This is a genomic window from Frigoribacterium sp. 2-23, assembly GCF_049601585.1.
Classification (GTDB): domain Bacteria; phylum Actinomycetota; class Actinomycetes; order Actinomycetales; family Microbacteriaceae; genus Frigoribacterium.
Genome location: NZ_CP187126.1, coordinates 788272 through 812799 on the forward strand (window position 1 = coordinate 788272; position 24528 = coordinate 812799).

At 70.9% G+C, this 24528-nt stretch carries 22 protein-coding genes, 1 tRNA gene and 1 pseudogene; 17 read left to right on the forward strand and 7 right to left on the reverse strand.

Going from position 1 to position 24528, the window contains the following annotated elements; all coding sequences use genetic code 11:
- Positions 1-23 precede the first annotated feature (23 nt).
- From ACPEEZ_RS03775 to ACPEEZ_RS03795, 5 genes are all read right to left on the reverse strand, one after another.
- The gene (locus tag ACPEEZ_RS03775) at positions 24-773 is read right to left on the reverse strand and encodes an SAM-dependent methyltransferase (protein ID WP_423922966.1); all 750 of its coding nucleotides are present in this window, start codon (positions 771-773) and stop codon (positions 24-26) included.
- On the reverse strand, positions 770-1408 hold the full coding sequence (locus ACPEEZ_RS03780) for a TIGR04282 family arsenosugar biosynthesis glycosyltransferase (protein ID WP_423922969.1): 639 nt from the start codon (positions 1406-1408) through the stop codon (positions 770-772). Before ACPEEZ_RS03780 ends, ACPEEZ_RS03775 begins: the two co-directional genes overlap by 4 nt.
- Positions 1405-2103 (reverse strand): glycosyltransferase family 2 protein, encoded by a 699-nt coding sequence (locus tag ACPEEZ_RS03785; RefSeq protein ID WP_423922972.1) that lies wholly within the window; start codon positions 2101-2103, stop codon positions 1405-1407. The genes ACPEEZ_RS03780 and ACPEEZ_RS03785 overlap by 4 nt, the downstream gene beginning before the upstream one ends.
- A 69-nt stretch (positions 2104-2172) precedes the next feature.
- Positions 2173-3279 (reverse strand): NAD-dependent epimerase/dehydratase family protein, encoded by a 1107-nt coding sequence (locus tag ACPEEZ_RS03790; RefSeq protein ID WP_423922975.1) that lies wholly within the window; start codon positions 3277-3279, stop codon positions 2173-2175.
- Positions 3276-4214, reverse strand: coding sequence for an MTAP family purine nucleoside phosphorylase (locus ACPEEZ_RS03795; protein WP_423922978.1), 939 nt, complete (start codon positions 4212-4214; stop codon positions 3276-3278). The genes ACPEEZ_RS03790 and ACPEEZ_RS03795 overlap by 4 nt, the downstream gene beginning before the upstream one ends.
- 54 nt (positions 4215-4268) lie before the next feature.
- On the opposite strand from ACPEEZ_RS03795, the gene glp reads away from it, so the two are divergent.
- The 6 genes and pseudogenes from glp to ACPEEZ_RS03825 all read left to right on the forward strand — a co-directional run bounded on the left by glp (position 4269) and on the right by ACPEEZ_RS03825 (position 8808).
- On the forward strand, positions 4269-5516 hold the full coding sequence (gene glp, locus ACPEEZ_RS03800) for a gephyrin-like molybdotransferase Glp (protein WP_423922980.1): 1248 nt from the start codon (positions 4269-4271) through the stop codon (positions 5514-5516).
- On the forward strand, positions 5509-6051 hold the full coding sequence (moaC, locus tag ACPEEZ_RS03805) for a cyclic pyranopterin monophosphate synthase MoaC (protein ID WP_423922983.1): 543 nt from the start codon (positions 5509-5511) through the stop codon (positions 6049-6051). The genes glp and moaC overlap by 8 nt, the downstream gene beginning before the upstream one ends.
- On the forward strand, positions 6048-6536 hold the full coding sequence (locus tag ACPEEZ_RS03810; protein WP_423922985.1) for a molybdenum cofactor synthesis domain-containing protein: 489 nt from the start codon (positions 6048-6050) through the stop codon (positions 6534-6536). The genes moaC and ACPEEZ_RS03810 overlap by 4 nt, the downstream gene beginning before the upstream one ends.
- Complete coding sequence (locus ACPEEZ_RS03815) at positions 6529-6963, forward strand: molybdenum cofactor biosynthesis protein MoaE (protein ID WP_423922987.1); 435 nt, start codon at positions 6529-6531, stop codon at positions 6961-6963. Before ACPEEZ_RS03810 ends, ACPEEZ_RS03815 begins: the two co-directional genes overlap by 8 nt.
- 114 nt (positions 6964-7077) lie before the next feature.
- Positions 7078-7480, forward strand: a pseudogene (locus ACPEEZ_RS03820) (ATP-binding cassette domain-containing protein); the annotation flags it as partial.
- Between the two features lie 164 nt (positions 7481-7644).
- Positions 7645-8808 (forward strand): ABC-F family ATP-binding cassette domain-containing protein, encoded by a 1164-nt coding sequence (locus ACPEEZ_RS03825; protein WP_423924352.1) that lies wholly within the window; start codon positions 7645-7647, stop codon positions 8806-8808.
- Here the strand turns inward: ACPEEZ_RS03825 and ACPEEZ_RS03830 are convergent.
- Positions 8805-9299 (reverse strand): MarR family winged helix-turn-helix transcriptional regulator, encoded by a 495-nt coding sequence (locus ACPEEZ_RS03830; protein ID WP_423922990.1) that lies wholly within the window; start codon positions 9297-9299, stop codon positions 8805-8807. The two genes, ACPEEZ_RS03825 and ACPEEZ_RS03830, sit on opposite strands and share 4 nt — an antisense overlap.
- 604 nt (positions 9300-9903) lie before the next feature.
- Here ACPEEZ_RS03830 and ACPEEZ_RS03835 point away from each other — a divergent pair.
- From ACPEEZ_RS03835 to ACPEEZ_RS03850, 4 genes are all read left to right on the forward strand, one after another.
- Positions 9904-9975, forward strand: a tRNA-Gln gene (locus tag ACPEEZ_RS03835).
- Between the two features lie 77 nt (positions 9976-10052).
- A complete protein-coding gene (gene glmU, locus ACPEEZ_RS03840) occupies positions 10053-11501 on the forward strand; it encodes a bifunctional UDP-N-acetylglucosamine diphosphorylase/glucosamine-1-phosphate N-acetyltransferase GlmU (protein WP_423922993.1) in 1449 nt (482 codons plus the stop codon).
- Between the two features lie 44 nt (positions 11502-11545).
- Positions 11546-12523 carry a ribose-phosphate diphosphokinase gene (locus tag ACPEEZ_RS03845; protein WP_423922996.1) on the forward strand — a complete coding sequence of 326 codons (978 nt, stop codon included), beginning with the start codon at positions 11546-11548 and terminating at the stop codon, positions 12521-12523.
- Positions 12524-12545: 22 nt separating this feature from the next.
- On the forward strand, positions 12546-13070 hold the full coding sequence (locus tag ACPEEZ_RS03850; protein ID WP_423922998.1) for an SRPBCC family protein: 525 nt from the start codon (positions 12546-12548) through the stop codon (positions 13068-13070).
- A gap of 75 nt (positions 13071-13145) precedes the next feature.
- Here ACPEEZ_RS03850 and gndA read toward each other — a convergent pair whose 3' ends face one another.
- Positions 13146-14549 (reverse strand): NADP-dependent phosphogluconate dehydrogenase, encoded by a 1404-nt coding sequence (gene gndA, locus ACPEEZ_RS03855; protein ID WP_423924354.1) that lies wholly within the window; start codon positions 14547-14549, stop codon positions 13146-13148.
- Between the two features lie 313 nt (positions 14550-14862).
- On the opposite strand from gndA, the gene ACPEEZ_RS03860 reads away from it, so the two are divergent.
- The 7 genes from ACPEEZ_RS03860 (at position 14863) to eno (ending at position 24510) form a co-directional block, all read left to right on the forward strand.
- Positions 14863-15483, forward strand: coding sequence for a 50S ribosomal protein L25/general stress protein Ctc (locus ACPEEZ_RS03860; protein WP_423923000.1), 621 nt, complete (start codon positions 14863-14865; stop codon positions 15481-15483).
- A 54-nt stretch (positions 15484-15537) separates the two neighbouring features.
- A complete protein-coding gene (pth, locus tag ACPEEZ_RS03865) occupies positions 15538-16119 on the forward strand; it encodes an aminoacyl-tRNA hydrolase (RefSeq protein ID WP_423924356.1) in 582 nt (193 codons plus the stop codon).
- Between the two features lie 121 nt (positions 16120-16240).
- On the forward strand, positions 16241-19858 hold the full coding sequence (mfd, locus tag ACPEEZ_RS03870) for a transcription-repair coupling factor (protein ID WP_423923002.1): 3618 nt from the start codon (positions 16241-16243) through the stop codon (positions 19856-19858).
- Positions 19859-19910: 52 nt separating this feature from the next.
- Positions 19911-20594 carry a MazG nucleotide pyrophosphohydrolase domain-containing protein gene (locus ACPEEZ_RS03875; protein ID WP_423923004.1) on the forward strand — a complete coding sequence of 228 codons (684 nt, stop codon included), beginning with the start codon at positions 19911-19913 and terminating at the stop codon, positions 20592-20594.
- Positions 20595-20989: 395 nt separating this feature from the next.
- Positions 20990-21562, forward strand: a complete 573-nt coding sequence (locus ACPEEZ_RS03880; RefSeq protein ID WP_423923006.1) for a TetR/AcrR family transcriptional regulator — start codon at positions 20990-20992, stop codon at positions 21560-21562.
- A gap of 322 nt (positions 21563-21884) precedes the next feature.
- A complete protein-coding gene (hisS, locus tag ACPEEZ_RS03885; protein WP_423923008.1) occupies positions 21885-23153 on the forward strand; it encodes a histidine--tRNA ligase in 1269 nt (422 codons plus the stop codon).
- 76 nt (positions 23154-23229) lie between these two features.
- Positions 23230-24510, forward strand: a complete 1281-nt coding sequence (eno, locus tag ACPEEZ_RS03890) for a phosphopyruvate hydratase (protein WP_423923010.1) — start codon at positions 23230-23232, stop codon at positions 24508-24510.
- The last annotated feature ends 18 nt before the right edge of the window (positions 24511-24528 follow it).

A 24528-nucleotide genomic window follows, 5' to 3' on the forward strand; every position in this document is an offset into this window, starting at 1 on the left:
TGGCTCAGACTGACCCGGCTGGCTCAGACGGTGTGGGTCAGGCGGCAGAACGTGCGGCCGTCGGCCACCCAGGTCTGGGCGATCTCGAGCCCGGCCTCGGCCGCGTAGCCGACGAGGGCGTCCTGCCCGATCTCGGCCCACGGGAACGAACCGCTGGCTCGACCCTGCTCGTCGACGACACGGGCGTCGTACCGCTCGTCACTGGTCGAGTCGACCGCCGTCTCGACGACGACGGAGCCGACGGGCGAGATGACGGCGGCCGAGCGGGTCAGGAGGGCCGCGGGATCGCCGCCGATGCCGATGTTGCCGTCGAGCAACAGGGCGATGCCCCAGGTGCCGGCCCGCGGCACGTCCTCGAAGACGGACGCGAGGACCACGGGGAGGCCCGCGGCGGCGGCCATGTCGACCGCGGTCGACGAGACGTCGATACCGAGGGCATGTGCCCCGAGGTCGAGGGCGGCGCGCACCATGCGGGCCGGTCCGCAGCCGATGTCGAGCACCGGGAGGGGCCGGTCGAGCAGGCCGTCGAAGGTCAGCGCGGTCACGTCGGCGGCGTCGGCGTCGGCGCTCCAGCGTGCGACGTCGAAGGCGTCCGGCGCGTGCGTCGTGCGCCCACTCCCGGCGTGGGTGTCGATCGAGACGACCGAGCCACCCTGCCGCGCGTCGTCGTCGCCGTCGCGCACGAGGTGCAGGCGCCCCTCGCGGCGGAGGGCGCGGGCGTACGGCTCCGCGCCTCCGGAGCCGAAGGTGTGCTCGGACTCGACGAGGCTCATCGGGGACCCTCCGTCATCGAGATGTCGACCCGGCCGAGGGCCGCGGCGAACAGGCTGTGGGGAGCGGCCGCCGCGGCGAGGCGCGCGTCGTCGATGGTGTCGACGTCGACGAGCTCGGGCAGGAGACGGACGCTGAGGCCGGCCCCGGCCAGGCGCTCGAGTTGGCGGGCCCCGGTGTCGTCGCGCGACATGGGGACGCCGCGCAGCAGGTCGCCGGTCGGGCGGGCGAGACCGAGGGCCCAGAAGCCGCCGTCGTTCGCCGGGCCGAACCAGGCGTCGACGTCGTCGGTCCACGACTCGAAGACGGGAGCGAGGTGCTCGACCGTGACCTGCGGCGTATCCATGCCGATCAGGACGGTGGGGCCGTCGACCTCGTCGAAGAGTGCGGCGAGTCGTTCGTCGAGGGAGCCCTGCACTTGTCTGATCACATCGAACGGTTCGGAGCCGGGGGGTGTTCGGTTGCCGTCGAACAGCAGCACTCGGCGGGTTGCAGGCAGATTCATAGCAACGGCGAGCGTGTCGGCGATCGCGGCGGCCGCCACGTCGGCGGCCTGCTCGAGGGTCAACGGCGGGTGCAGCCGGGTCTTGACCTTGCCCGGGATCGTCTCCTTGGCGATGACGACGATCGTGGTCACGACGAGACCTCGCCGGCGACGACGGCACGGCCGCGGACCTCGCGCAGCAGACGGCTCATGTCGCTGATGGCGATCCATGTGCCGCGGATCGTGCCCGTGACCTTGCTGCGACCGACCCGGGGCGAATAGGGGGCATCGAGTTCGACGACCCGCCAGCCGGCCTCGGAGGCGCGCAGCACCATCTCGAGCGGGTAGCCGCTGCGACGGTCGCGCAGGTCGAGACCGAGCAGGGCCTCGCGGTCGGCGACGCGCATCGGGCCGAGGTCGTGCAGATCGACCCCGGAGGCGCGGCGCATGAGGATCGACAGCGCCCGGTTGGCGAGACGGGCGTGCAGGGGCCAGGCCCCGCGCGTCGTCGGCCGCCGACGGCCGAGAACGAGCTCGGCCGAGCCGGCGAGCACCGGAGCCGCGAGCGCGGGGAGATCGCGCGGGTCCATCGACGCGTCGGCATCGCAGAACGCGACGTACGGGGCGGTCGCCGCGAGCAGCCCGGCGTGAGCCGCCGCACCGAAGCCGCGTCGCGACTCCGTCACGACGGTGGCGCCATGGTCACGGGCGACGGCCGCCGAGGCGTCGGTCGATCCGTTGTCGACCACGATCGCGTGGTACCCCTCGGGCAGTCGGTCGAGCACCCAGGGCAGCGCGGCCTCTTCGTTCAGGCACGGCAGCACCACGTCGATGCGGGGTGAAGTCATCACTCGACAGTACGGGTGACAGGCCTCGAAGGTTACGGGTGTCGGCGAAACGACCTGTCCACCCCGGGCTCAGTCGCCGGCCGGCGCCCGCAGGGGCGCGCTCGCGAACTCCCGCATCCCGTCGTCGAAGGCGACCCGCGGGCGCCAGCCGAGCTCGCTCTGCAGCCGCTCCGACGACGCCGTGATGTGACGCACGTCTCCCGCGCGGTACTGGCCGGTGACGACGGGCGTCGGCCCGTCGGCGTGCCGGGCCAGCGCCTCCGCCATCTCGCCGATGGTGTGCACGGCGCCGCTGCCGACGTTGAACGCCCGCACCGTGTCGGGGCTCTGCTCGCCCGTCCAGGCCAGGGCGGCCAGGTTCGCCGACGCGATGTCGGAGACGTGCACGAAGTCGCGGCGCTGGGCCCCGTCCTCGTAGACGCGCGGAGCCTCGCCCCGTTCGAGCGCCGATCGGAACAGCGAGGCGACCCCGGCGTACGGGGTGTTCTGCGGCATACCCGGGCCGTAGACGTTGTGGTACCGCAGCGCGGCGGCGCGGCCGCCCGTGCTGCGTGCCCAGGACGACACGAGGTGCTCCTGTGCCAGCTTCGACAGCGCGTAGACGTTGCGCGGGTCGAGCGGTTCGTCCTCGCCGATCAGCTGCGGCTCGAGCAGGTCGCCGTGCTCGTCGCGCGGGTCGAAGACGCCCGCATCGAGGTCGGCGATGCGCCGCGCGGCGGGTCGGACCGTGCCGTGCGGCCCGCGGTAGCTGCCCTCGCCGTAGACCACCATGGAGGAGGCGACGACCACCCGGTCCACGCCGGCGCGATCGAGCGCGGCGAGCAGCACGGCCGTGCCGACGTCGTTGCTGTCGACGTAGTCGGGTGCGTCCTGGAAGTCGACGCCGAGACCGACCTTGGCGGCCTGGTGGCAGACGGCCGTCACGCCGTCGAGGGCCGCGTCCACGGTCGCCGCGTCGCGGACGTCGCCGAGTACGAAGTCCACCCGCGGGTCGAGATCCGGCCGCGTGGAGGCAGCGGCGGACCCGTGCACGTCCGCGCGCAGCGAGTCGAGCACCCGCACCGACCAGCCCGCGTCGAGGGCCTGCGCGACGATCTCGGAGCCGATGAACCCGGCGCCACCCGTCACGAGCAGCAGCCCGAGCGGCGAGCCGGTGGTGTCGGGCGGCGTCGTCACGACGAGGCCCCGCGGCCGCCCTGCACGGCGCCCGAGACGGGACGGGCCAGGACCTCGGCGACCGCGCTCGCGGGGATCAGCTCGCGCGGCTCGTAGTCGTCCGGCAGCGCGGCGATGATCGACTCGATGGCGGCGACGATGCGCGGCTGGGCCGCGGCGAGCCGCTCCATCACGAGCTGGTGGCTGACGGCGTCCTCGTCGGCGGCACCGGCTGCGGCCGCCTCCTCCGGTGAGACGCCGGCGTCGCTGTCGGTCACGAACGAGATGTTGACCGCGCCCATGCCGAGCTCGAGGGTCAGCGGGACCTCGGGATACATCGTCATGTTGATGGTGTGGGCACCGGCGGCTCGGAACCAGAGCGACTCGGCCCGGGTCGAGAAACGCGGCCCCTGGATGATCACGCAGGTGCCGGTCGGGGCGAACGGCTCGCCCTGCGCCTCCAGGGCCGTGACGGCCGCCGCGCGCAGCACCGGGTCGAACGGGTCGGCCGCCACGAGGTGCTGCACCGAGCCCTCGACGTCGTAGAACGTGTCGGGGCGGCCCCAGGTGCGGTCGATGAACTGGTCGGTCACGACCATCGTCCCCGGCGGGTACTCCGGGCTGACACCGCCGACGGCCGACGACGACAGCACGGCCTTGGCCCCGAGCGAGGCGAGCGCCCAGACGTTCGCACGGAAGTCGATGCGGTGCGGCGGCGTGCTGTGCCCCTTGCCGTGCCGCGTCAGGAACGCGACACGGCGACCGCCGAGCTCGCCGATCGTCACCTCGCTCGACGTCGGGCCGTAGGGCGTGTCGACGATGTGGCTCGTCGCCGTGCCGGGCGCGAACAGCGAGTACAGCCCCGACCCGCCGATGACGGCGACGTCGACGGTCGGCAGACCGGACGCGGAGGGGGAGGAGGCGGGGGACGAGGAGGCGGTGGCGCTGTCGGTCATGCCCGATACGCTACCGACGACGCCCCACTGGGGTTCGGCCCCGAGGAGTACCGCGTGCGCACGATCGACGACCACGAGCACCAGATCCGCGCGCTGGTCGGGCCGGCGTTGGCGGCACGGCCGGTCGAGAGCCTCGTCGTCGATCCGGCCCGGATGGCCGCCGACCCGGCCGCGTACCGCGATCGCCGCCTCGCCTCCGCCGTCGTCGCGCCCCTCGATCTGCCTCCGTTCGCGAACTCGCAGATGGACGGCTACGCCGTCGCGTCGGCCGAGCTGCAGGCCGGGGGCACCCGCCTCGTCGTCGCGGACCGCATCCCTGCCGGTCGTGCCGCACCGCGCCTCCAGCCGGGCCAGGCCGCCCCGATCATGACCGGTGCGCCCATGCCGCCCGGTGCCGACGCCGTCGTCCCGATCGAGCGGGCCGAACCCGACGTGTTCCCGGCCGAGGGCGCCGAGGCCCACGTCGAGCTGCCCGGCCCCGTGGCACCCGGCACGTTCGTCCGGGCCGCGGGCAGCGACGTGCCGGCCGGCACGGTCCTCTTCGAGGCGGGGACGACGCTGACCCCGGCGCGCTGGGGCGTGCTCGCCTCGGCGGGGCTGACGCGGGTCGACGTCGTGCGTCGCCCGCGCCTCCTCGTCGTCTCGACGGGGGAGGAGCTGTCGGCACCCGGCACCGCGCTCGCCGAGGGACGCATCCACGACGCGAACGGCATCACGCTCACGGCGTCCCTGCTCGAGGTCGGCGTCGACGTCGTCGTCGAGCGGGTGTCCGACGACGCCGCCGTCCTGCAGGCGGTCGTCGCCCGGCACGCCGACGACGTCGACCTCGTCGTGACCACCGGGGGAGTGAGCGCCGGGGCGTACGAGGTGGTGCGCGACGCGTTCGAGGGCGCCGGGGTCGTGTTCGGCTCCGTCGCGATGCAGCCGGGCGGGCCCCAGGGCTGGGGCACCGTGACGGTCGCCGGTCGAGAGCTGCCGATCGTGTGCTTCCCCGGGAACCCGGTCAGCACGCTGGTGTCGTTCGAGGCGTTCCTGCGACCGGCGCTGCAGGCCGCGACCGGAGCCGGCCTGCCTCGACGGCGTTCCGTCGCCGCGATGGCCGAGGCCGCCGACTCGCCCGTCGGCAAGCACCAGCTGCGGCGGGGCGAGCTCGACGCCGACGGCCGGGTGCGGCTGATCGGCGGGCCCGGGTCGCACCTGCTGACGTCCCACGCCGCCGCGACGCTGCTCGTGCACGTGCCCGTCGGGGTCGGCCGGGTCGAGGAGGGCGACGAGGTCGTAGTGTGGGCGCTCCATGACTGAGCAGCGACCCGAACCCCGCATCGTGCCCGCCAGCACCACGCCGGCCGGCAGCCGCACGACGCCCGCCGCGTCGGGGCTGTCGCACGTGCGGGCCGACGGCAGCGCCCACATGGTCGACGTCACCGGCAAGACCGAGACGACCCGCGTCGCGCGCGCGCAGGCCGTCCTCGAGACGCGTCGCGACGTCGTCGAGCAGATCGTCGACGGCCGGCTGCCCAAGGGCGAGGCGCTGAGCACCGCCCGGATCGCCGGCATCATGGCCGCCAAGCAGACGTCCACGCTCATCCCGCTCTGCCATCCGCTGCCGATCGGCTCGGTGACCGTCGACTTCGAGGTGGACGACACCCGCGTCGTCGTGCGGACGACCGTTTCGACCCGCGGCGTCACCGGTGTCGAGATGGAGGCGCTCACGGCCGCCTCGGTCGCAGCGCTCACGCTCTACGACATGATCAAGGCCGTCGACAACCGGGCGACGATCGGCGAGATCGCCGTGCTCGAGAAGACCGGCGGCAAGTCGGGCGACTGGTCGCGATGACCACACTGCCCGTGCCGAGCGCCGTCGTCATCGTCGCATCCACCCGTGCCGCCGCGGGGCTCGCCGCCGACACCACCGGCCCGCGCCTCGTCGCCTGGTTCGAGGAACGCCTCTGGGCCGTCACCGGGCCTGTCGTCGTCGCCGACGGTGAACCCGTGGCCGTCGCGCTGCGGAGCGCGCTCGCCGACGGCCCCGACGTCGTCGTGACGACGGGCGGCACCGGCGTCTCGCCGACCGACGCCACCCCCGAGGTCACGTCGCCGCTGCTCGATCGCCGGCTCCCCGGCGTCGAAGAGGAACTCAGGAGGCGCGGGCTGGCCCAGACCCCGCTGGCCGCCCTCTCGAGGGGCCTGGTCGGCATCGCGGGCCGCACCCTCGTCGTCAACCTCCCCGGCTCCACCGGTGGGGTGTCCGACGGGCTCGCCGTGCTCGACGAACTGCTCGACCACGTGATCGACCAACTGCACGGAGGCGGCCATGACTGACGACGACCGGGTGCTGCGGGCCCGCGTGGGTGACGCGCCCCTCTCGGTGACGGAGTGCTCGGCGCTCGTCGCGAGTCGTGCCTCCGGCGCGGTCGTGACGTTCGAGGGCGTGGTCCGCGACCACGACGAGGGGCGCGGCGTGACGGCGCTGCACTACGAGTCGCACCCCTCGGCCGGCGACGTGATGCGCGAGACGGCCCTGGCCGTGGCAGCGGCGCACCCGGCCGTGCGGATCGCCGTCGAGCACCGGGTCGGCGACCTCGAGATCGGCGACGTGGCGCTGGCCTGCGCCGTGTCGTCCGCGCACCGGGCCGAGGCCTTCGCGGCCTGCGCGGCGTTGGTCGACGAGGTCAAGGCGCGCGTCCCGATCTGGAAGCGCCAGGAGTTCACCGACGGCAGCGAGCAGTGGGTGGCCTCGCTGGGCTGACCGCCGGCCTCGTCGTCCGCCCAGGACGCCCCCGACTACCCTTGTCGGGTGGCCCATCTACTCGGAGCAGAATCCCTCCGGCTCGAATTCCCGACCCGAACCGTGCTCGACGGGGTGACGCTCGGCATCGACGAGGGCTCGCGTATCGGCGTCGTCGGCCGCAACGGCGACGGCAAGTCCACGCTGATGCGCGTGCTCGCCGGGCAGCTCGAGCCCGACTCCGGTCGCGTCACCACGCGACGCGGGCTCACCATCGGCATGCTCGACCAGCGCGACGTGCTCCCGCCCGACGCGACGGTCGGCAGCACGATCGTCGGCGAGCGCGACGAGCACGAGTGGGCCGGGGACGCGCGCATCCGCGACGTCATCTCGGGTCTCGCGACCGACATCCCGTGGGAGGCGCGGCTCGGCGATCTCTCAGGAGGCCAGCGTCGCCGCGTGGCCCTCGCGACCCTCCTCGTCGGTGACTGGGACGTGCTGTTCCTCGACGAGCCCACCAACCACCTCGACGTCGAAGGCGTCGCGTGGCTGGCCGAGCACCTGAAGCGGCGTTGGGCCGCGTCGTCGGGGGCCCTCGTCGTCGTGACCCACGACCGGTGGTTCCTGGACGAGGTCTCGACCGACACGTGGGAGGTGCACGACGGCATCGTCGAGCCCTTCGAGGGCGGCTACGCGGCGTACGTGCTGCAGCGCGTCGAGCGCGACCGGATGGCCGCCGCGTCCGAGTCGAAGCGGCAGAACCTGATGCGCAAAGAGCTGGCCTGGCTGCGTCGGGGCGCGCCGGCCCGTACGTCGAAGCCGAAGTTCCGCATCGACGCGGCCAACGAGCTGATCGAGAACGAGCCGCCCGTCCGCGACAAGGTCGAACTGTCGCAGATGGCGACGGCGCGACTCGGCAAGGACGTCGTGGACCTCGTCGAGGTCGGCGTCTCGTTCGGCGACAAGCGGGTGCTCGAGGGCGTCGAGTGGCGCATCGCACCCGGTGAGCGCACCGGCGTGCTCGGTGTCAACGGCGCCGGCAAGTCGACCCTGCTCAAGGTCGTCACGGGTGCCGTCGCCGCGACGGAGGGGCGGGTCAAGCAGGGCAAGACCGTCAAGTTCGCCGTACTCGACCAACAGCTCGCCGACCTGCACGAGGTCGCGCACGAGCGGGTCAGCGACGTCATCGGTCGGCAGCGCACGTCGTACGTGACGGGCGGCAAGGAGATGACGCCCGGGCAGCTCCTCGAGCGGCTCGGCCTCACGAGCGCGCAGTTGCAGACCCCGATCAAAGACCTGTCCGGTGGGCAGAAGCGTCGGCTGCAGTTCTTGCTCATCCTGCTCGACGAGCCGAACGTGCTCATCCTCGACGAGCCCACCAACGACCTCGACACCGACATGCTCGCCGCGATGGAGGACCTGCTCGACTCCTGGCCCGGCACCCTGCTCGTCGTGTCGCACGACCGGTACCTGCTCGAGCGGGTCACCGACCAGCAGTACGCCGTGCTCGACGGGCGGTTCCGGCACCTGCCCGGCGGCGTCGACCAGTACCTCGAACTGCGGCGGCAGGCCACCGCCACCCAGGGAGGGGCGACGGATCGCCCCACGGCCTCCCAAGGAGCGGCCGCCTCGGGTTCGGGGCTCTCGGGCGCCGAACTGCGGAACGCCCAGAAGGAGCTCGGCTCGATCGATCGCAAGCTCGCGAAGGCGGCGGGGGAGCGCGAGGCGCTCCTGGCGCAGTTCGCCACGTTCGACCAGTCCGACTTCGACGGCCTCGCCGTGCTGCAGGCGAAGCTGACCGCGCTCGACCACAAGACGGGCGAGCTCGAGGTGCGGTGGCTCGAGCTCAGCGAGCTGCTCGGCTAGTCGCCCAGCGTGATGCTGAGCGTCCGGAGCAGACGTGACAACTGCCTCCGGTCGTCGTCGCCGAGGTCGGCCAGCAGGTGTCTCTCGGCCTCGATGAGGTGCTCGATGGCGGCGTCGACGCTGCGGCGGCCCTCGGCGGTCATCGTGACGAGGATTCCGCGGCCGTCGTGCGGATCGGTGCGGCGCTCGACGAGGCCGCGCGTCACGAGGCGGTCGATGCGGTTGGTCATGGTGCCGCTCGAGACGAGTGTCTGGGGCAGCAGCGCCTTCGGGCTGAGCTGATACGGGGCGCCGGCGCGGCGGAGGGCCGACAGCACGTCGAACTCCCACGACTCGAGGTCGCTCGCGGTGAACGCGGCGCGGCGGGCGCGGTCGAGGTGCTTGGCGAGGCGGCCCACCCGCGACAGGACGTGCATCGGCGCGAAGTCGAGGTCGGGGCGTTCCCGGCCCCAGGCGTCGACGATGCGGTCGACCTCGTCTTCTCCAGGCATCCGCCCATTATGAAGCCGCCGCCGCGCCTCCTCCGCAACCCCCGCCCCTGCCCGCGCCCTGCCCTGGCCCTGCTTTTCTCTTGATTCAGGTGTTCTGCACCCGCGGCGCCCTCCCCGCCCCCGCACGTCCACATCCCCTGAATCGCGCGCACCCCCACCCGCTCCTCCCGCAACTCAGGCGATCTGCACCGGATCGCCGCCCCGAGCCCCCGCACGTCCACATCCCCTGAAGCACGCAAGACCCACGTCTTGTCCCGCAGCGAGCCCTTTCAATCTCGTGATTCAGGGAATCTGGACGAGATGGCCAGCGCAAGCGCCGTCCCGTGCAAATCCCCTGAATCAAGAAAAAACGCGGAGCCGAGGAGGCGCGGGGCGCGTCGACGGTCGGCCCGCGTCCACAGGGGCGGGCTCTCATCCGCAACTCAGGTGTTCTGCACCGAACAGCCGCGCCGAGCGCGAACGCGTCCAGATCGCCTGAATCAAGAGAAAAGCAGCGCGGGTAGGAGAGGGCAGGCAGCAAAGGTAGGGAGGCGCGGCCAGCGCGGCGGGCGGCGAACGGGGCGGGGGCTTCGTCTGGCAGACTTGTGGGCGCGCGAACGCGCGGTCCGCCTTGGTGTAATGGCAGCACGACAGCCTTTGGAGCTGTTAGGTCTAGGTTCGAGTCCTGGAGGCGGAGCCGTCCCGGCACGCACAGCCCGCCGCACACGAAGCCAGCACCACCGCACGAAGCACGCCTGCACGCAAGGAGCACCGATGCCCGTCCGCCCCCTCGCCGTCGTCGTCCTGGCCGCCGGCCAAGGCACCCGCATGAAGTCCTCGACGCCGAAGGTGCTGCACCGCCTCGCCGGTCTGCCACTCGTGCATCACGTGCTCGAGACCGCGGGCGCCCTGAGCCCCGACCACCTCGTCGTGGTCGTCCGTCACGAGCGCGACCGCGTCGCGGCCAGTGTGCTCGAGGCGTCGCCGCACGCGGTTCTCGTCGACCAGGACGACATCCCCGGCACGGGTCGGGCCGTCGAGCAGGCCGTCGAGGCGCTCCCGGCCGAGTTCGACGGGGACGTGGTCGTCGTGAGCGCCGACGTGCCGTTCCTCGACCACGAGACGCTCGCGTCGTTGCTCGAGCAGCACCGCACCGAGCAGGCGTCGGCCACGCTGCTGTCGGCCGTGGTCCCGTCTCCGGCCGGCTACGGACGGGTCGTGCGCCGCGCCTCCGGCGATGTCGACCGCATCGTCGAGCACAAGGATGCGACACCCGACGAACTCGCCGTCGCCGAGATCAACTCGGGCACCTACGTCTTCACCGTGGCAGCCCTGCGCACCCACCTGCCGCGCATCGGCGCAGCCAACGCCCAGAACGAGAAGTACGTCACGGACATGGTCGGCTTGCTCACCGCCGCCGGCGAGCTGGTGGCCGCCCGTGCCGTCGCCGAGACCTGGCGCCTCGAGGGCATCAACGACCGGGTGCAGCTGGCTGCGGCGGCGCGTCTGTTGAACGCGCGCATCGTCGAGCACTGGCAGCGCGAGGGTGTCTCGATCGTCGACCCGCTCACCACCTGGATCGACCGCGACGTCACCCTCAGCCCCGACGTCGAGCTGCTGCCGGGCACGCAGCTCAAGGGTGCGACCTTCGTCGCCACGGGCGCGGTCGTCGGCCCCGACACGACGCTGGTCGACACCGAGGTCGGCGAGGGCGCGACCGTCAAGCGCACGGACGCGACGCTCGCCGTGATCGGCGCGGGTGCCACGGTCGGGCCGTGGTCGTATCTCCGCCCCGGCACGAAGCTCGGCGCCGGCGGCAAGATCGGCACGTTCGTCGAGACGAAGAACGCGGTGATCGGCGACGGTAGCAAGGTGCCGCACCTCAGCTACATCGGCGACACCGAGGTCGGCACGGACAGCAACATCGGCGCGGGCACGATCACGGCCAACTACGACGGGGTGAACAAGCACCGTACCGAGGTCGGGTCGAACGTCAGAACCGGGTCGCACAACGTGTTCGTCGCCCCCGTTAGAATCGGTGACGGAGCGTACTCGGGCGCGGGAACGGTCGTACGGAAAGACGTACCGGCCGGTGCCCTCGCCTTGAGCATCGCTCCGCAGCGCAATGCCAGCGGCTGGGTCGAAGCGAACCGACCCGGCACGGCGGCGGCCCAGGCCGCTGCACGCGCCGATCAGGCGGCTGGCGACGAGACGACCGACTGATCCCCTTGACGTCGGAGTGGCCCGCGGGCCGGAGAGCGAGTGACGTGTCCGGAATCAAGATCACCGGCGAGAACCGACTCGTTCTGATCTCGGGGCGTGCGCACCCCGAGCTGGCGAAACAGATCGCGGCCGAGCTGGGCTCCGATCTGGTGCCGACCGACGCGCGCACCTTCGCGAACGGCGAGTTGTACGCCCGCTTCGACGAGAGCGTGCGCGGCGCCGATGCGTTCGTCATCCAGTCGCACTCGGCCCCCATCAACGAATGGTTGATGGAGCAGCTGATCATGGTCGACGCCCTGAAGCGCGCCTCGGCCAAGCGCATCACCGTCGTCGCGCCCTTCTACCCCTATGCCCGCCAAGACAAGAAGGGTCGCGGCCGCGAGCCGATCTCGGCCCGTCTCATCGCCGACCTGTTCAAGGCGGCGGGCGCGCACCGCATCATGAGCGTCGACCTGCACGCCCCGCAGATCCAGGGCTTCTTCGACGGCCCCGTCGACCACCTGTTCGCGATGCCCGTGCTGCTCGAGCACTTCCGCGCGAAGCTCGACAACACGACGCTGACCGTGGTCTCGCCCGACATGGGCCGCGTCCGCGTCGCCGACATCTGGAGCGAGAAGCTCGACGCCCCCCTCGCCATCATCCACAAGCGCCGCGACCCGCTCGTGCCGAACCAGGTCACGGTGCACGAGATCGTCGGCGACGTCTCGGGCCGCGTCTGCCTGCTGGTCGACGACCTCATCGACACGGGTCGCACCATCGTCAAGGCGGCCGAGGCGCTCAAGGCCAACGGCGCGATCGGTGTCGTCGTCGCGGCGACGCACGCGGTCTTCAGCGACCCGGCGCCCGAGATCCTCAACAGCCCGTTCATCGACTCGGTCGTCGTCACCGACACCCTCCCGCTGAGCGAGCACCAGAAGTTCGAGAAGCTGACGATCCTCCCGATCGCCCCCCTCATCGCGCGCGCCATCCACGAGGTCTTCGACAACGGGTCGGTCACGTCGATGTTCGACGGCGCAGCGTAGCGGCAGCCCTCAGGCTGACCCCATGCCCGTCGTCGAATCCCGCGTGATCGTCCCGGTCGATGCGCCAACCGCCTTCGCCGTCTCGCAGACCACGGGTGAGGCCCGTCTTCGCTGGGACCCGTTCATCCGTCGTCAGCACTTCGTCGGCGGTGCGACCCGGCCCGGCAAGGGGGTGCGCACCTACACCGTGCAGCGCTTCGGTCTCGCGATGGAGAGCGAGTACGTCTCGTTCGCCCCGCCGTCGAACGTCGGCTTCACGATGACGAAGGGCTCGTGGTTCTTCGAGCGCATGGGCGGGGGCTGGCGCTTCAAGGCCGTCGACGGCGACCCGGGCAGCACACTCGCCATCTGGCGCTACAACTTCACGTGTCGGCCGCGCTGGCTCGCTCCGCTGGCCGAGCGCATCGGAGCCTTCCTGTTGCAGCGTGACATCGACCGTCGCATCCAGGGCTATGCCCGCGGCTGCGTCGACCCGTTCGTGTTGGCGCGTCTCGACCCGGCTCTCGCGCCGGGCGCGCGACCCGGCCACGGCGACGACGCGGGCTGATAGGACGACACGACCCGCGCCTCCTCGGCCGTCACGTGGCGACGAGGAGGCGCGGGTCGGCGTTCGAGACCCGTGTCAGTGGGTCGAGGGCTCCGTCTCGATCTCGGTGCGGTCGCCCGACCACAGCGTGTGGAACACGCCGTCCTCGTCGACCCGCTTGTAGGTGTGCGCGCCGAAGAAGTCGCGCTGCCCCTGGATCAACGACGCCGGGAGGCGCGTGGACGCCAACGAGTCGTAGTAGCTGAGGGCGGACGCGAACCCGGGCACCGGGATGCCCGAGAGGGCGGCCTTGGCGACGATCCGCCGCCACGCGTCCTCGCCCTCGCGGACGGCCGACGCGAAGTAGTCGTCCTCGAGCAGGGTCGCGATGGAGGAGTCGTTCTCGTAGGCGTCGACGATCCGGTTCAGGAACTGCGCGCGGATGATGCAGCCCCCGCGCCAGATCTTGGCGATCGCGCCCTTGTCGATCTCCCAGCCGTACTCCGCGGCACCGGCGATGATCGCGTCGAAGCCCTGCGCGTAGGCGACGACCTTCGACGCGTAGAGCGCCTTCTGGACGTCGTCCTCGAAGCCGTCGCCCGCCTCCTGGATCTCGGGGGGGCCCTTCAGCGTCTTCTGGACCGCCTCGCGCTGGGCGGGCTTCGACGACACGGCGCGGGCGAACACGGCCTCGGCGATGCCGCCGACCGGGACGCCGAGGCCCACCGAGTTCTGCACCGTCCAGACGCCGGTGCCCTTCGACCCGGCCTCGTCCACGATGACGTCGACGATGGGCTTGCCCGTCTTCGCGTCGACCTGGCGCAGCACCTCGGCCGTGATCTCGATGAGGTACGACTCGAGCGCCCCCTTGTTCCATTCGTCGAAGACCTCGGCGATGGCGGCGGGCTCGTGTCCGCCCACGCGACGCAGCAGGTCGTACGACTCGGCGATGAGCTGCATGTCGGCGTACTCGATGCCGTTGTGGATCATCTTGACGAAGTGGCCGGCGCCGTCGGTGCCGACGTGGGTGACGCAGGGTTCGCCCTCGGCGACCGCGGCGATGCTCGCCAGGATCGGGCCGAGCGTCTCGTACGCCTCCTTCGAGCCGCCGGGCATGATCGACGGGCCCTTCAACGCGCCCTCCTCGCCGCCCGAGATGCCGGCGCCGACGAAGTTCAGGCCGCGCTCGCGCAGATCCTTCTCGCGACGGATCGTGTCGTGGAAGTTCGCGTTGCCGCCGTCGACGATGATGTCGCCCTCGTCGAAGAGGTCGGCGAGCTGCGAGATGACGGCGTCGGTGCCCTTGCCGGCCTGGACCATGATGATCGCGGTGCGCGGCTTCGACAGCGACGCCGCGAACTCCTCGATCGTCTTGGACGGGATGAATCCCATGTCGCCGTGCTCGTCGATGAGCGTGTCGGTGCGCTCGGGTGAGCGGTTGTAGACGGCGACGGTATTGCCCTCGCGGCTGGCCAGGTTGCGCGCCAGGTTGGAGCCCATGACGGCCAACCCGACGACGCCGATGTTGGCCTGTGCGTCGCGATCTTCTTCGGTGGTGCTGCCGTGTTCGGCCACGGTGCCTCCTTCGGTCAGGGAACGCTCCGAGACTAGCGATCGGCCCTGTCGGGGAGCCATGGGAGTTTGTCGACACGCCCGGGCGTCGTGTACCGTGAGCAGCTGAACTTCGGCGAGGGATGCGTCTGCATCCGTTATCGACGCGGTGGGCAGGCGCTCGGTCTTTCTGAGGCTGCGGGGTCCCTCCTCACGCGATATGCGTTCGAGTTGAAACCGACACCACTCCAAGGAGAAGAACATGTCTGACGACAACAAACTGAGCGTTGAGCTCCGCACCAGCTTCGGCAAGGGTGCAGCGCGCAAGATCCGCGCCAAGAACCAGATCCCCGCGGTCATCTACGGCCACGGCACCGACCCGCAGCACGTCACGCTGCCCGGTCACGAGACCATGCTGATCGTGCGTCGTGCGAACGCGGTCCTCGAGCTCGACATCGAGGGCACCAAGCAGCTCGCCCTCGTCAAGGACGTGCAGCGCGACCCGGTGAAGCAGGTCATCGAGCACATCGACCTCATCGTCGTCCGTGCGGGCGAGAAGGTCAGCGTCGAGGTGCCCGTGCACGTCGAGGGCGACTCGGCTCCCGGCACCATGAACATCCTCGAGCTGACCACGGTCGAGCTCGAGGTCGAGGCGACGCACATCCCGCAGAACGTCGTCGTCTCCATCGAGGGCCTCGAAGAGGGCGCCCAGGTGCTCGCCAGCCAGCTCACGCTGCCCAAGGGCGCCGCGCTGGTCACCGACCCCGAGACGCTCGTCCTCAACATCGCCCTGCCGCAGCTCGAGCCCGAGGCCGACGAGGCCGACGACGAGGCCGCCGAGGGCGACGTGCCCTCGATCGAAGACGAAGAGCGCTCCGAGTAGAGCCCTCCGGCTCTCGACAGCCTCACCGGCCGGAATCCCCTCGAGGAGAACCCCCTGGACGATCAGTGGCTCGTGGTCGGGCTCGGCAACCCCGGGCCCGGCTACGCCGGCAACAGGCACAACGTCGGTCAGATGGTGCTCGCCGAACTGGCGCACCGTCTGTCGGCGGGCTTCAAGAACCACCGCACGAACTCGAGTGTCGCCGAGGGGCGTAGCGCCCCCGGCGGCCCTCGACTCGTGCTGGCCAAGCCCGACACGTTCATGAACGTCTCGGGCGGCCCCGTCGCGCAGCTGCTGCGCTTCTACGACCTCGACGTGTCGCGGCTCGTCGTCGTGCACGACGAGCTCGACATCCCGTTCGACACCCTCAAGATCAAGCAGGGTGGCGGGCACGGCGGTCACAACGGTCTGCGCGACATCATCGCGGCCACCGGGTCGAACGACTTCACCCGCGTGCGCGTCGGCATCGGCCGGCCTCCGGGTCGTCAGCCGGCGGCCGACTTCGTGCTGCGCGACTTCTCGTCCGACGAGCGTCAGAACCTCCCCGTCCTGCTGGCCGACGCCGCGGACGCGGTCGAGATGATCGCCGCCGACGGCATCACCGCGGCCCAGCTCAAGTTCCACACCGCGTCCTGACACGCGCGAGGGTCCGATCGCCTGACGACGTACCCGAGGAGGCGCGGGTCGGCGAACACCGCGCGTCGCGCTGCGAGCGAACCCCGGCCGCGTTGTCGGTGCTGCCGAGTAGCCTTATCGGGTGATACTCGCGGGCTTGATTCCGGCGCTTTCGCGCGCCTCCACGTTCTCTGCTGCCCTCGAGAGGGCTGATCGCAGCACCGACTTCTCGGTCGTCGACGGTCTGCGCGTTCCCCTGCTCGCCGGCCTGCTGGCCCGGCGCGAGGGCCCGCAGGCGTCGCTCGTCGTCACGGCGACCGGGCGTGAGTCCGAGGCCGTGCGCGTCTCGCTGGCGAGCTACCTGCCCGAGGCCGAGATCATCGAGTTCCCGGCGTGGGAGACCCTGCCGCACGAGCGGCTCAGCCCGAGCGCCGAGACGGTCGGCAAGCGCATCCATGCGCTGCGCCGACTCAAGGCGTGGTCCGCGGAGGCCGAGGCATCCCCGGTCGACACGCGACCGATCGTCGTGGTCGCCGGTGTCCGTGCCGCCCTGCAGCCCGTCTCCGACAACCTCGCCGACCTCGACCCGGTCGAGCTGACCGTCGGTGGTCGTGGCCACGAACTGTCGGCCCTCGCGACCCGGCTCGTCGACCTGGCCTATGCGCGGGTCGACATGGTCACGCGGCGCGGCGAGTTCGCCGTCCGAGGCGGCATCCTCGACGTCTTCCCGCCGACCGCGGAGCACCCGGTCCGCGTCGACTTCTTCGGCGACGAGGTCGACCAGATCCGCCGCTTCTCGGTGGCCGACCAGCGCAGCATCGACGGCGAGGTCACCGGCGTCGAGCTGCCCCCGAGCCGAGAGATGCTGCTCACCGAGCCCGTCCGCCAGCGCGCCCGCGAGATGCAGCACGAGTTCCCCAGCCTGGCGCAGATGCTGGAGAAGATCGGTCAGGGCATCCCGGTCGAGGGCATGGAGTCCCTGGCCCCCGCCCTGGTCAACCGTCTCGTGCCGATCACGCACTATCTGCCGGCCGGCGCCTCCATCGCGGTGCTGTCGCCCGAGCGCGTCACGTCGCGTGCCCAGAGTCTCGCCGAGACGAACCGCGAGTTCCTGTCGGCGGCCTGGAACGCGGCGACCGCCGGTGCCGAGGCACCCATCGATCTCGACGCCGGTGACTTCCTCGCCCTGCGCGATCTGCGCGAACGGGCCGGCGACCGCTCGTGGTTCACGTTCAGCGGCTTCGACTCCGGCGAGGTGCTGACCGACGAGCAGCGCGTGGACGAGGCGGGCGACTACGTCCGGCTCGATGCGGCGCCCGTGCCGAGTTTCAGCGGCCACGCCGAGGGCGCGATCGAGCACGTCGTCGGTCGTGTCCGCGACGGCTGGTCGGTCGTCGTGACGGCTCGGGGCGCGGGGCTCGTCGAACGCGCCGCCGACGTCCTGGCCGAGCAGGGGGTCGCGGCCCGCGTCGAGAGCGCCCTGCCCGAGACACTCGAGGCCGGTGTCGTGCACCTGGTCGCCGGCGGCGTCGAGGCCGGTTTCGAGCTCGGCGAGACGAAGGTCGCCGTGCTCGGCGAGGCCGACTTCTACGGGCGGGCCGCGGGCTACGAGTCACGCCAGGTCAAGAAGCTCGCCAGCCGTCGCAAGAACGTCGTCGACCCGTTGCAGCTCAAGCCGGGCGACGTCGTCGTGCATCAGACGCACGGCATCGGCAAGTTCTTGGAGCTCACGAGCCGCGAGGTGTCGACCGGTGGCAAGAACGCCGTCAAGAACAACCGCGAGTACCTGGTGCTCGAGTACGCCCCCTCGAAGCGCGGCTATCCGGGCGACAAGCTCTACGTCCCCACCGATCAGCTCGACCTGCTCAGCCGCTACGTCGGCGGCGAGGCACCCTCGCTCAGCAAGATGGGTGGCAGCGACTGGGCCTCGGCCAAGAGCAAGGCCCGTCGTGCCGTCCGCGACATCGCGGTCGAGCTCGTGAAGCTCTACTCGGCTCGCATGGCCTCGAAGGGGCACGCGTTCCCGCCCGACACCCCGTGGCAGCGCGAGCTCGAGGAGGCGTTCCCGTTCGCCGAGACGCCCGATCAGCTGACGACCATCGACGAGATCAAGGCCGACATGGAGCGCCCGATCCCGATGGACCGCCTGCTCTCGGGCGACGTCGGCTACGGCAAGACCGAGGTGGCCGTGCGTGCCGCGTTCAAGGCCATCCAGGACGGCAAGCAGGTCGTCATGCTCGTCCCGACGACGTTGCTCGTGAAGCAGCACCTCGAGACCTTCCAGGAGCGCTTCGCCGGGTTCCCCGTGCACCTCCGCAGTCTGAGCCGATTCCAATCGGCGAAGGAGTCGAAGGAGACCATCAAGGGTCTCGGCGACGGCACCGTCGACATGGTGATCGGCACCCACCGTCTGCTCGGCGAGGGCATCGCGTATAAAGACATCGGCCTCGTCATCATCGACGAGGAGCAACGCTTCGGCGTCGAGCACAAGGACGCGCTGAAGAAGCTCAAGACGAACGTCGACATCCTCGCGATGAGTGCGACGCCGATCCCGCGGTCGCTCGAGATGGCGGTGACCGGCATCCGCGAGATGTCGACGCTGGCGACCCCGCCGGAGGACCGGCACCCCATCCTCACGTTCGTGGGGCCCGAGAGCGATCGGCAGATCGCCGCGGCCATCCGCCGCGAGATGCTGCGCGAGGGCCAGGTGTTCTTCGTGCACAACCGCGTGTCGAGCATCAACCGGGTCGCGGCCCACCTGGCCGAGCTCGTCCCGGAGGCGCGGGTCGCCGTCGCGCACGGGCAGATGGCCGAGTCGACGCTCGAGCAGGTCATGGTCGACTTCTGGGAGCGCAAGTTCGACGTGCTCGTCTCCACGACGATCATCGAGACCGGTCTCGACATCGCGAACGCGAACACGCTCATCATCGACCGGGCCGACAAGTACGGCTTGAGCCAGCTGCACCAGCTCCGCGGCCGGGTGGGTCGCGGGCGCGAGCGCGGCTACGCGTACTTCCTCTACGACGCCGAACGGCCGCTGTCCGAGACGGCCCAAGACCGTCTCGAGACGATCGCGGCCAACAACGAGCTCGGAGCCGGTATGCAGGTCGCGCTCAAAGACCTCGAGATCCGTGGCGCCGGCAACCTTCTCGGCGGCGAGCAGTCGGGGCACATCGCGGGCGTCGGGTTCGACCTTTATCTGCGCATGATCGGCGAGGCCGTGGGCGCGTTCCGGGGCGACGTCGCCGAGGGGCAGACCGAGCTCCGCCTCGAGCTCCCGGTCGACGCGCACATCCCCGAGGAGTACGTCGAGAGCGAGCGCCTGCGCCTCGAGGCGTATCAGAAGCTGTCGACCGCGAGCTCGCCCACGTCGACCGACGACCAGATCTCGTCCGTGCTCGACGAGCTGACCGACCGCTACGGCGAACCGCCGCAGTCGGTCCTCGCTCTGATCGAGGTGTCGCGACTGCGGCGCGCGGCCCAGAAGGCGGGCCTCAGCGAGGTCGTCGTCATGGGCAGCAACCTGCGCGTGGCCGGTGTCGCATTGCCCGACAGTGCCCAGGTCCGCCTGCAGCGCGTGTACCAGGGTGCCCGCTACTTCGCGCAGACCAACTCGATCAGCGTCCCGATGCCGCGTCGGCACGGCGAGGCCCTGCCCGATGCCGAGCTGATCGGCTGGGTGGAGCAGCTGATGAAGGCCCTGTACGGTGCCGAGACGGCCCGCCCCGCGGCCGAGGCCGGCACTCCGGCCGCAGGCTGATCCCCGGCGGGTCGGTCCGTGAGGCCGACCCGTCCCACCTCAGGAGGCACGAGTGAGCGACGATCCCCGCGCAGGCACCGAGCTGGACGCCCTCGTCGCGGTGGTGGAGGCACTGCTCGCCGACGAGGGCGGTTGCGAGTGGAATCGCGCGCAGACGCACGCGTCGCTCGTCACGTATCTCGTGGAGGAGACCGCCGAGCTGGTGGAGGCGATCGAGACCGGCACCTCGACGGACATGCGGGAGGAGCTCGGCGACGTGCTCTATCAGGTGGTCTTGCATGCGGCCCTCGCCACCCGCGCCTCCTCGGCTCCGGTGGCCGGCGGCGAGAGGTTCGACGTCGCGGACGTGATCCGCGACGTGACCGCCAAGACCGTGCGTCGGCATCCGCACGTGTTCGGAGACGACGTCGTGGACGGCGTGGACGACATCGTGCGCGTCTGGTCGGCGGCGAAGGCCCGCGAGAAGGCCGACCGCCGGAGCGCGTTCGACGGGGTGCCGCTCGGCCTGCCGGCTCTCGCCCGGGCACAGAAGATCGAGTCGCGAGGCGCCGCCGCGGGTATCGAGGCCGACGGCGAGCTGCCGCCGGCCTCCGGTGAGCTCGCGTGGGGGCGGTCGCTGCTCGCGCTCGTCGACGAGGCGGGACGATCCGGGGTGGACGCCGAGCGCGCCCTCCGTGCCGCCGTGCGGGAACGCGAGGAGTCGCTGCGTTCCGCCGAGGCGGACTCCGCGACCTGAGGGTGCACGCCTGTCGGCGGGGGAGGAGGGCGCCCCTCCGACCCGACCGGAGGGACGCCCGCGGGACGAGCCGACCCGAATCGACTCGTACCGCCTGGCCACCCGGGATGCAGGTGCGGCAGGGGGGAGCCGCAGGCGTCGTCGGGTGGCGGCGAGGCCGTGCTCGTCGGCGAGGGATCAGACTAGTCGAGGCATCTGGCCGCGCGTATAAAATGTAACTCTTGGTAGTGTAAAATGTCAAGTAATTACATGCGAATGCCCTCGAGTGCCGATTCGGCGTTACCGACGACTCGTCAACATCTCTGGTGACGCGTTGGCTCACATCTGTTATGGTGCGTACAGCTCGTCGGTTCCGCGCAGGGCGGTTGCCTGACCCGCCATGACCAAGGAGCGCCATGCCTCGTAGACCTGATCCGACGCGCAAGCCGGAACTCCTCGGTCAGATCCTCGAGCATCTGCGCGGTCGGTCGCTGGCGACCGTGTCCTTCCGCACGCTGGCCGAGGCGCTCGGGGTCAGCACCTATGTGTTCGTCTATCACTTCGGCAATCGCGCCCAGCTGATCGGCGAGGTCGTCCAGGCGATCGTCGCGCGCAACGACGCGTTGCTCGGCGCCGACACCCGCGACCTCGAGCCGGAGGCGTTCGCGAAGCACCTCGGCAAGCTCTGGTCCGAGGTCAGCAGCGAGCGTGGCCGCGACCTGCAGCGACTCGAGTTCGAGGCCGCTCTGCTCGAGACGGTGGCCGGTGACGACGCGGGCGTGGCCCGAGCGGCCGTGACGCGATGGCACGACGTCGCCACGGGTTGGCTGACGGCCCACGGCGTCGCCACGGCCGACGCGAAGGTCGAGGGGCGCCTCTTCGCCGATGCCGTCTACGGTCTGCAGTTCGACTCGATCGTCACGGACGACCACCGCCGGGTCACGGCCGCCTTCAAGCGCCTCGCCGACTCCTTCGTCGCCCAGGTCTAGCGCAGCGCGCCCTGGCGCATCGTCGCGCGGCGGCGGGGACGCCGCGCCGACAAACACGGAGCGACTGGCCTGAGGCGTAGCACGCCTCAGGGCAGTCCCGCGCGGCGGCGGGGACGCCGCGCCAACAAGCACGGAGCGACCAGGTTGAGGCGCAGCGCGCCTCAACCTGGTCGTGACCCTCACCGCAGGGAAGGGAGGGTCATTTCAGACAGCCGGACACGCAACCCGATTCGCGCCGGCCGTTGCGTCGAGCGTACATGACATGTCACATGCGCGCAATCGATGGCGAAGGCGTTCTGCCGTCCTCTGGAATGATGGAGCCATGCCGTCACCCGTGAACCCGCCGCGCGGGATGCGAGACTTCCTGCCCGCCGACAAGCGCCGTCGCGAGCGTCTGCTCGCGACCATCCGCGACACCTATCGGGCGTTCGGCTTCGACGAGATCGAGACGCCGGTCGTCGAGGACTCGGCTCGGCTGCACTCGGGTCTCGGTGGCGACAACGAGAAGCAGGTCTTCGCCGTCCTCAAGCGCGGTCTCGTCACCGACGACCTGCGCGCGGCCGCGACTCCGCTCGAGCTGGCCGACCTCGGTCTGCGCTTCGACCTCACCGTGCCGCTCGCCCGGTTCTACGCGAGTCACCGGGCCGAGCTGCCGACCGTCTTCCGATCGATCCAGATCGCGCCGGTCTGGCGGGCCGAGCGGCCGCAGAAGGGTCGCTACCGGCAGTTCGTCCAGTGCGACATCGACATCCTCGGAGAGCCCGGGCGTCTGGCCGAGATCGAGCTCATCTCGGCGACGACGGCCGTCCTCGGGGCTCTCGGGCTCGAAGGCACGACGATCCGCATCAACGACCGGCGAATCCTGATCGGTCTGCTGGCCTACTGGGGTGTGCCGGCGTCGCACACCGATCGAGCCCTGATCACCCTCGACAAGCTGGACAAGATCGGTGTCGACGGCGTTGCCGCCGAGCTCGCCGAACTCGGGTTGCTCCCCGAGATGAGCGTCGACGCCGCAGAGCTGACCTCGACCCTGACCGAGTTGTCCGACGCGACCTGGGCCGTCGGGGGAGCCGACGGCTCGACCGCCGCCGCCTGGCTCGACGCCGAGGCCTTCGCCGACCTGGTCGCGCTCCGAGACGCGCTGCCCGACGCGCGACTCGAGTTCGACCCCACCCTGGTGCGCGGCATGGGCTACTACACCGGCACGATCTTCGAGATCGCGCACCCCGATCTGCCGTATTCGCTCGGCGGCGGCGGTCGCTACGACGGCATGATCGGCCGGTTCCTCGGCACGGACGTGCCGGCCGCCGGCTTCTCGCTCGGCTTCGAGCGCATCGTCGACCTGCTCGACGCCGTCGACGACGGCGACGACGCCGTCGTCCTGCTCTACGACAAGAGCGTGCCGCCGGTCGAGTTGCTGTCCCTGCAGAGGGCGCTCCTCGACACGGGGGAGGCGCGGGTGCGTCTCGAACGCCGCGCCAAGAACACGAACAACCAGCTCGCGACGCTCGCGCAGGCCGGCTTCAGCCGGTTCGCGGCGGTCCGCGGTGGCGAGCGCGTCGACGAGCTCGAGTTCAAGCCCCTGACCTGACCCGCGCCTCCTCGGCTGGCTAGGATTGCCGGGGACCGCGTGTCCTGCGAACACAACGACTACTAAGGAGTTCTCCGTGGCAGCAATCGACGCCGTAGGCGCCCGCGAAATCCTCGACTCCCGGGGCAACCCGACGGTCGAGGTCGAGGTCTTGCTCGACGACGGGACGGTGTCGCGCGCGGCAGTCCCCTCGGGCGCATCGACCGGGGCCTTCGAGGCCTACGAACTGCGTGACGGCGACAAGAGCCGCTACCTCGGCAAGGGCGTGCTCAAGGCCGTCGCCGCCGTGATCGACGAGATCGGCCCCGAGGTCGAGGGTCTCGACGCCACCGACCAGCGCCTGATCGACGCCGCGATGATCGAGCTCGACGGCACCGACAACAAGAAGCGTCTCGGCGCCAACGCCATCCTGGGCGTCTCGCTGGCCGTGGCCCGTGCCGCCGCCGACTCGGCCGACCTGCCGCTCTTCCGTTACCTGGGCGGCCCGAACGCGCACACGCTGCCCGTCCCGATGATGAACGTCATCAACGGTGGCTCGCACGCCGACAGCAACGTCGACATCCAGGAGTTCATGATCCTGCCGATCGGTGCCTCGTCGTTCGCCGAGGCCCTCCGCTGGGGTGCCGAGACGTACCACGCGCTGAAGAGCGAGCTCAACGCGAAGGGCCTGTCCACCGGCCTCGGCGACGAGGGTGGCTTCGCGCCGAACCTCGACAGCAACCGCGCCGCGCTCGACCTGCTCGTCGAGGCGATCACCAAGGCCGGCTTCACGCCCGGCAAGGACATCGCGCTCGGTCTCGACGTCGCATCGAGCGAGTTCTTCACCGACGGTTCGTACACCTTCGAGGGGCAGAAGCGCAGCGCCGCCGAGATGTCGTCGTACTACGCCGACCTCGTCGCCGCGTACCCGCTGGTCTCCATCGAGGACCCGCTGGACGAGGACGACTGGGAGGGTTGGGCCCACCTCACGAACGAGATCGGCTCGAAGACCCAGATCGTCGGCGACGACCTGTTCGTCACGAACCCGACGCGTCTCGCGCAGGGCATCAAGGCCGGTGCGGCGAACTCGATCCTGGTGAAGGTCAACCAGATCGGCACGCTCACCGAGTCGCTCGACGCCGTCGCGCTGGCTCAGCGCAGCGGCTACACGACCGTGCTGTCGCACCGTTCGGGCGAGACCGAGGACACGACCATCGCCGATCTCGCGGTCGCGACCGACGCCGGTCAGATCAAGACCGGTGCCCCGGCTCGCAGCGAGCGCGTCGCGAAGTACAACCAGCTGCTCCGCATCGAGGAGGAGCTCGGCGACGCCGCGGTCTACGCCGGTTACTCGGCGTTCCCGCGCTTCCAGGCGTGACCCACTCCGCCGCATAGC

Bases quoted from the DNA above. Each gene is read 5' to 3' on its own strand.
- ACPEEZ_RS03775 (WP_423922966.1), bottom strand. From the start codon at position 773: ATGAGCCTCGTCGAGTCCGAGCACACCTTCGGCTCCGGAGGCGCGGAG.
- ACPEEZ_RS03785 (WP_423922972.1), bottom strand. From the start codon at position 2,103: ATGACTTCACCCCGCATCGACGTGGTGCTGCCGTGCCTGAACGAAGAG.
- ACPEEZ_RS03795 (WP_423922978.1), bottom strand. From the start codon at position 4,214: ATGACCGACAGCGCCACCGCCTCCTCGTCCCCCGCCTCCTCCCCCTCC.
- moaC (WP_423922983.1), top strand. From the start codon at position 5,509: ATGACTGAGCAGCGACCCGAACCCCGCATCGTGCCCGCCAGCACCACG.
- ACPEEZ_RS03810 (WP_423922985.1), top strand. From the start codon at position 6,048: ATGACCACACTGCCCGTGCCGAGCGCCGTCGTCATCGTCGCATCCACC.
- ACPEEZ_RS03815 (WP_423922987.1), top strand. From the start codon at position 6,529: ATGACTGACGACGACCGGGTGCTGCGGGCCCGCGTGGGTGACGCGCCC.
- ACPEEZ_RS03830 (WP_423922990.1), bottom strand. From the start codon at position 9,299: ATGCCTGGAGAAGACGAGGTCGACCGCATCGTCGACGCCTGGGGCCGG.
- glmU (WP_423922993.1), top strand. From the start codon at position 10,053: ATGCCCGTCCGCCCCCTCGCCGTCGTCGTCCTGGCCGCCGGCCAAGGC.
- ACPEEZ_RS03850 (WP_423922998.1), top strand. From the start codon at position 12,546: ATGCCCGTCGTCGAATCCCGCGTGATCGTCCCGGTCGATGCGCCAACC.
- gndA (WP_423924354.1), bottom strand. From the start codon at position 14,549: ATGGGCTCCAACCTGGCGCGCAACCTGGCCAGCCGCGAGGGCAATACC.
- ACPEEZ_RS03860 (WP_423923000.1), top strand. From the start codon at position 14,863: ATGTCTGACGACAACAAACTGAGCGTTGAGCTCCGCACCAGCTTCGGC.
- ACPEEZ_RS03880 (WP_423923006.1), top strand. From the start codon at position 20,990: ATGCCTCGTAGACCTGATCCGACGCGCAAGCCGGAACTCCTCGGTCAG.
- hisS (WP_423923008.1), top strand. From the start codon at position 21,885: ATGCCGTCACCCGTGAACCCGCCGCGCGGGATGCGAGACTTCCTGCCC.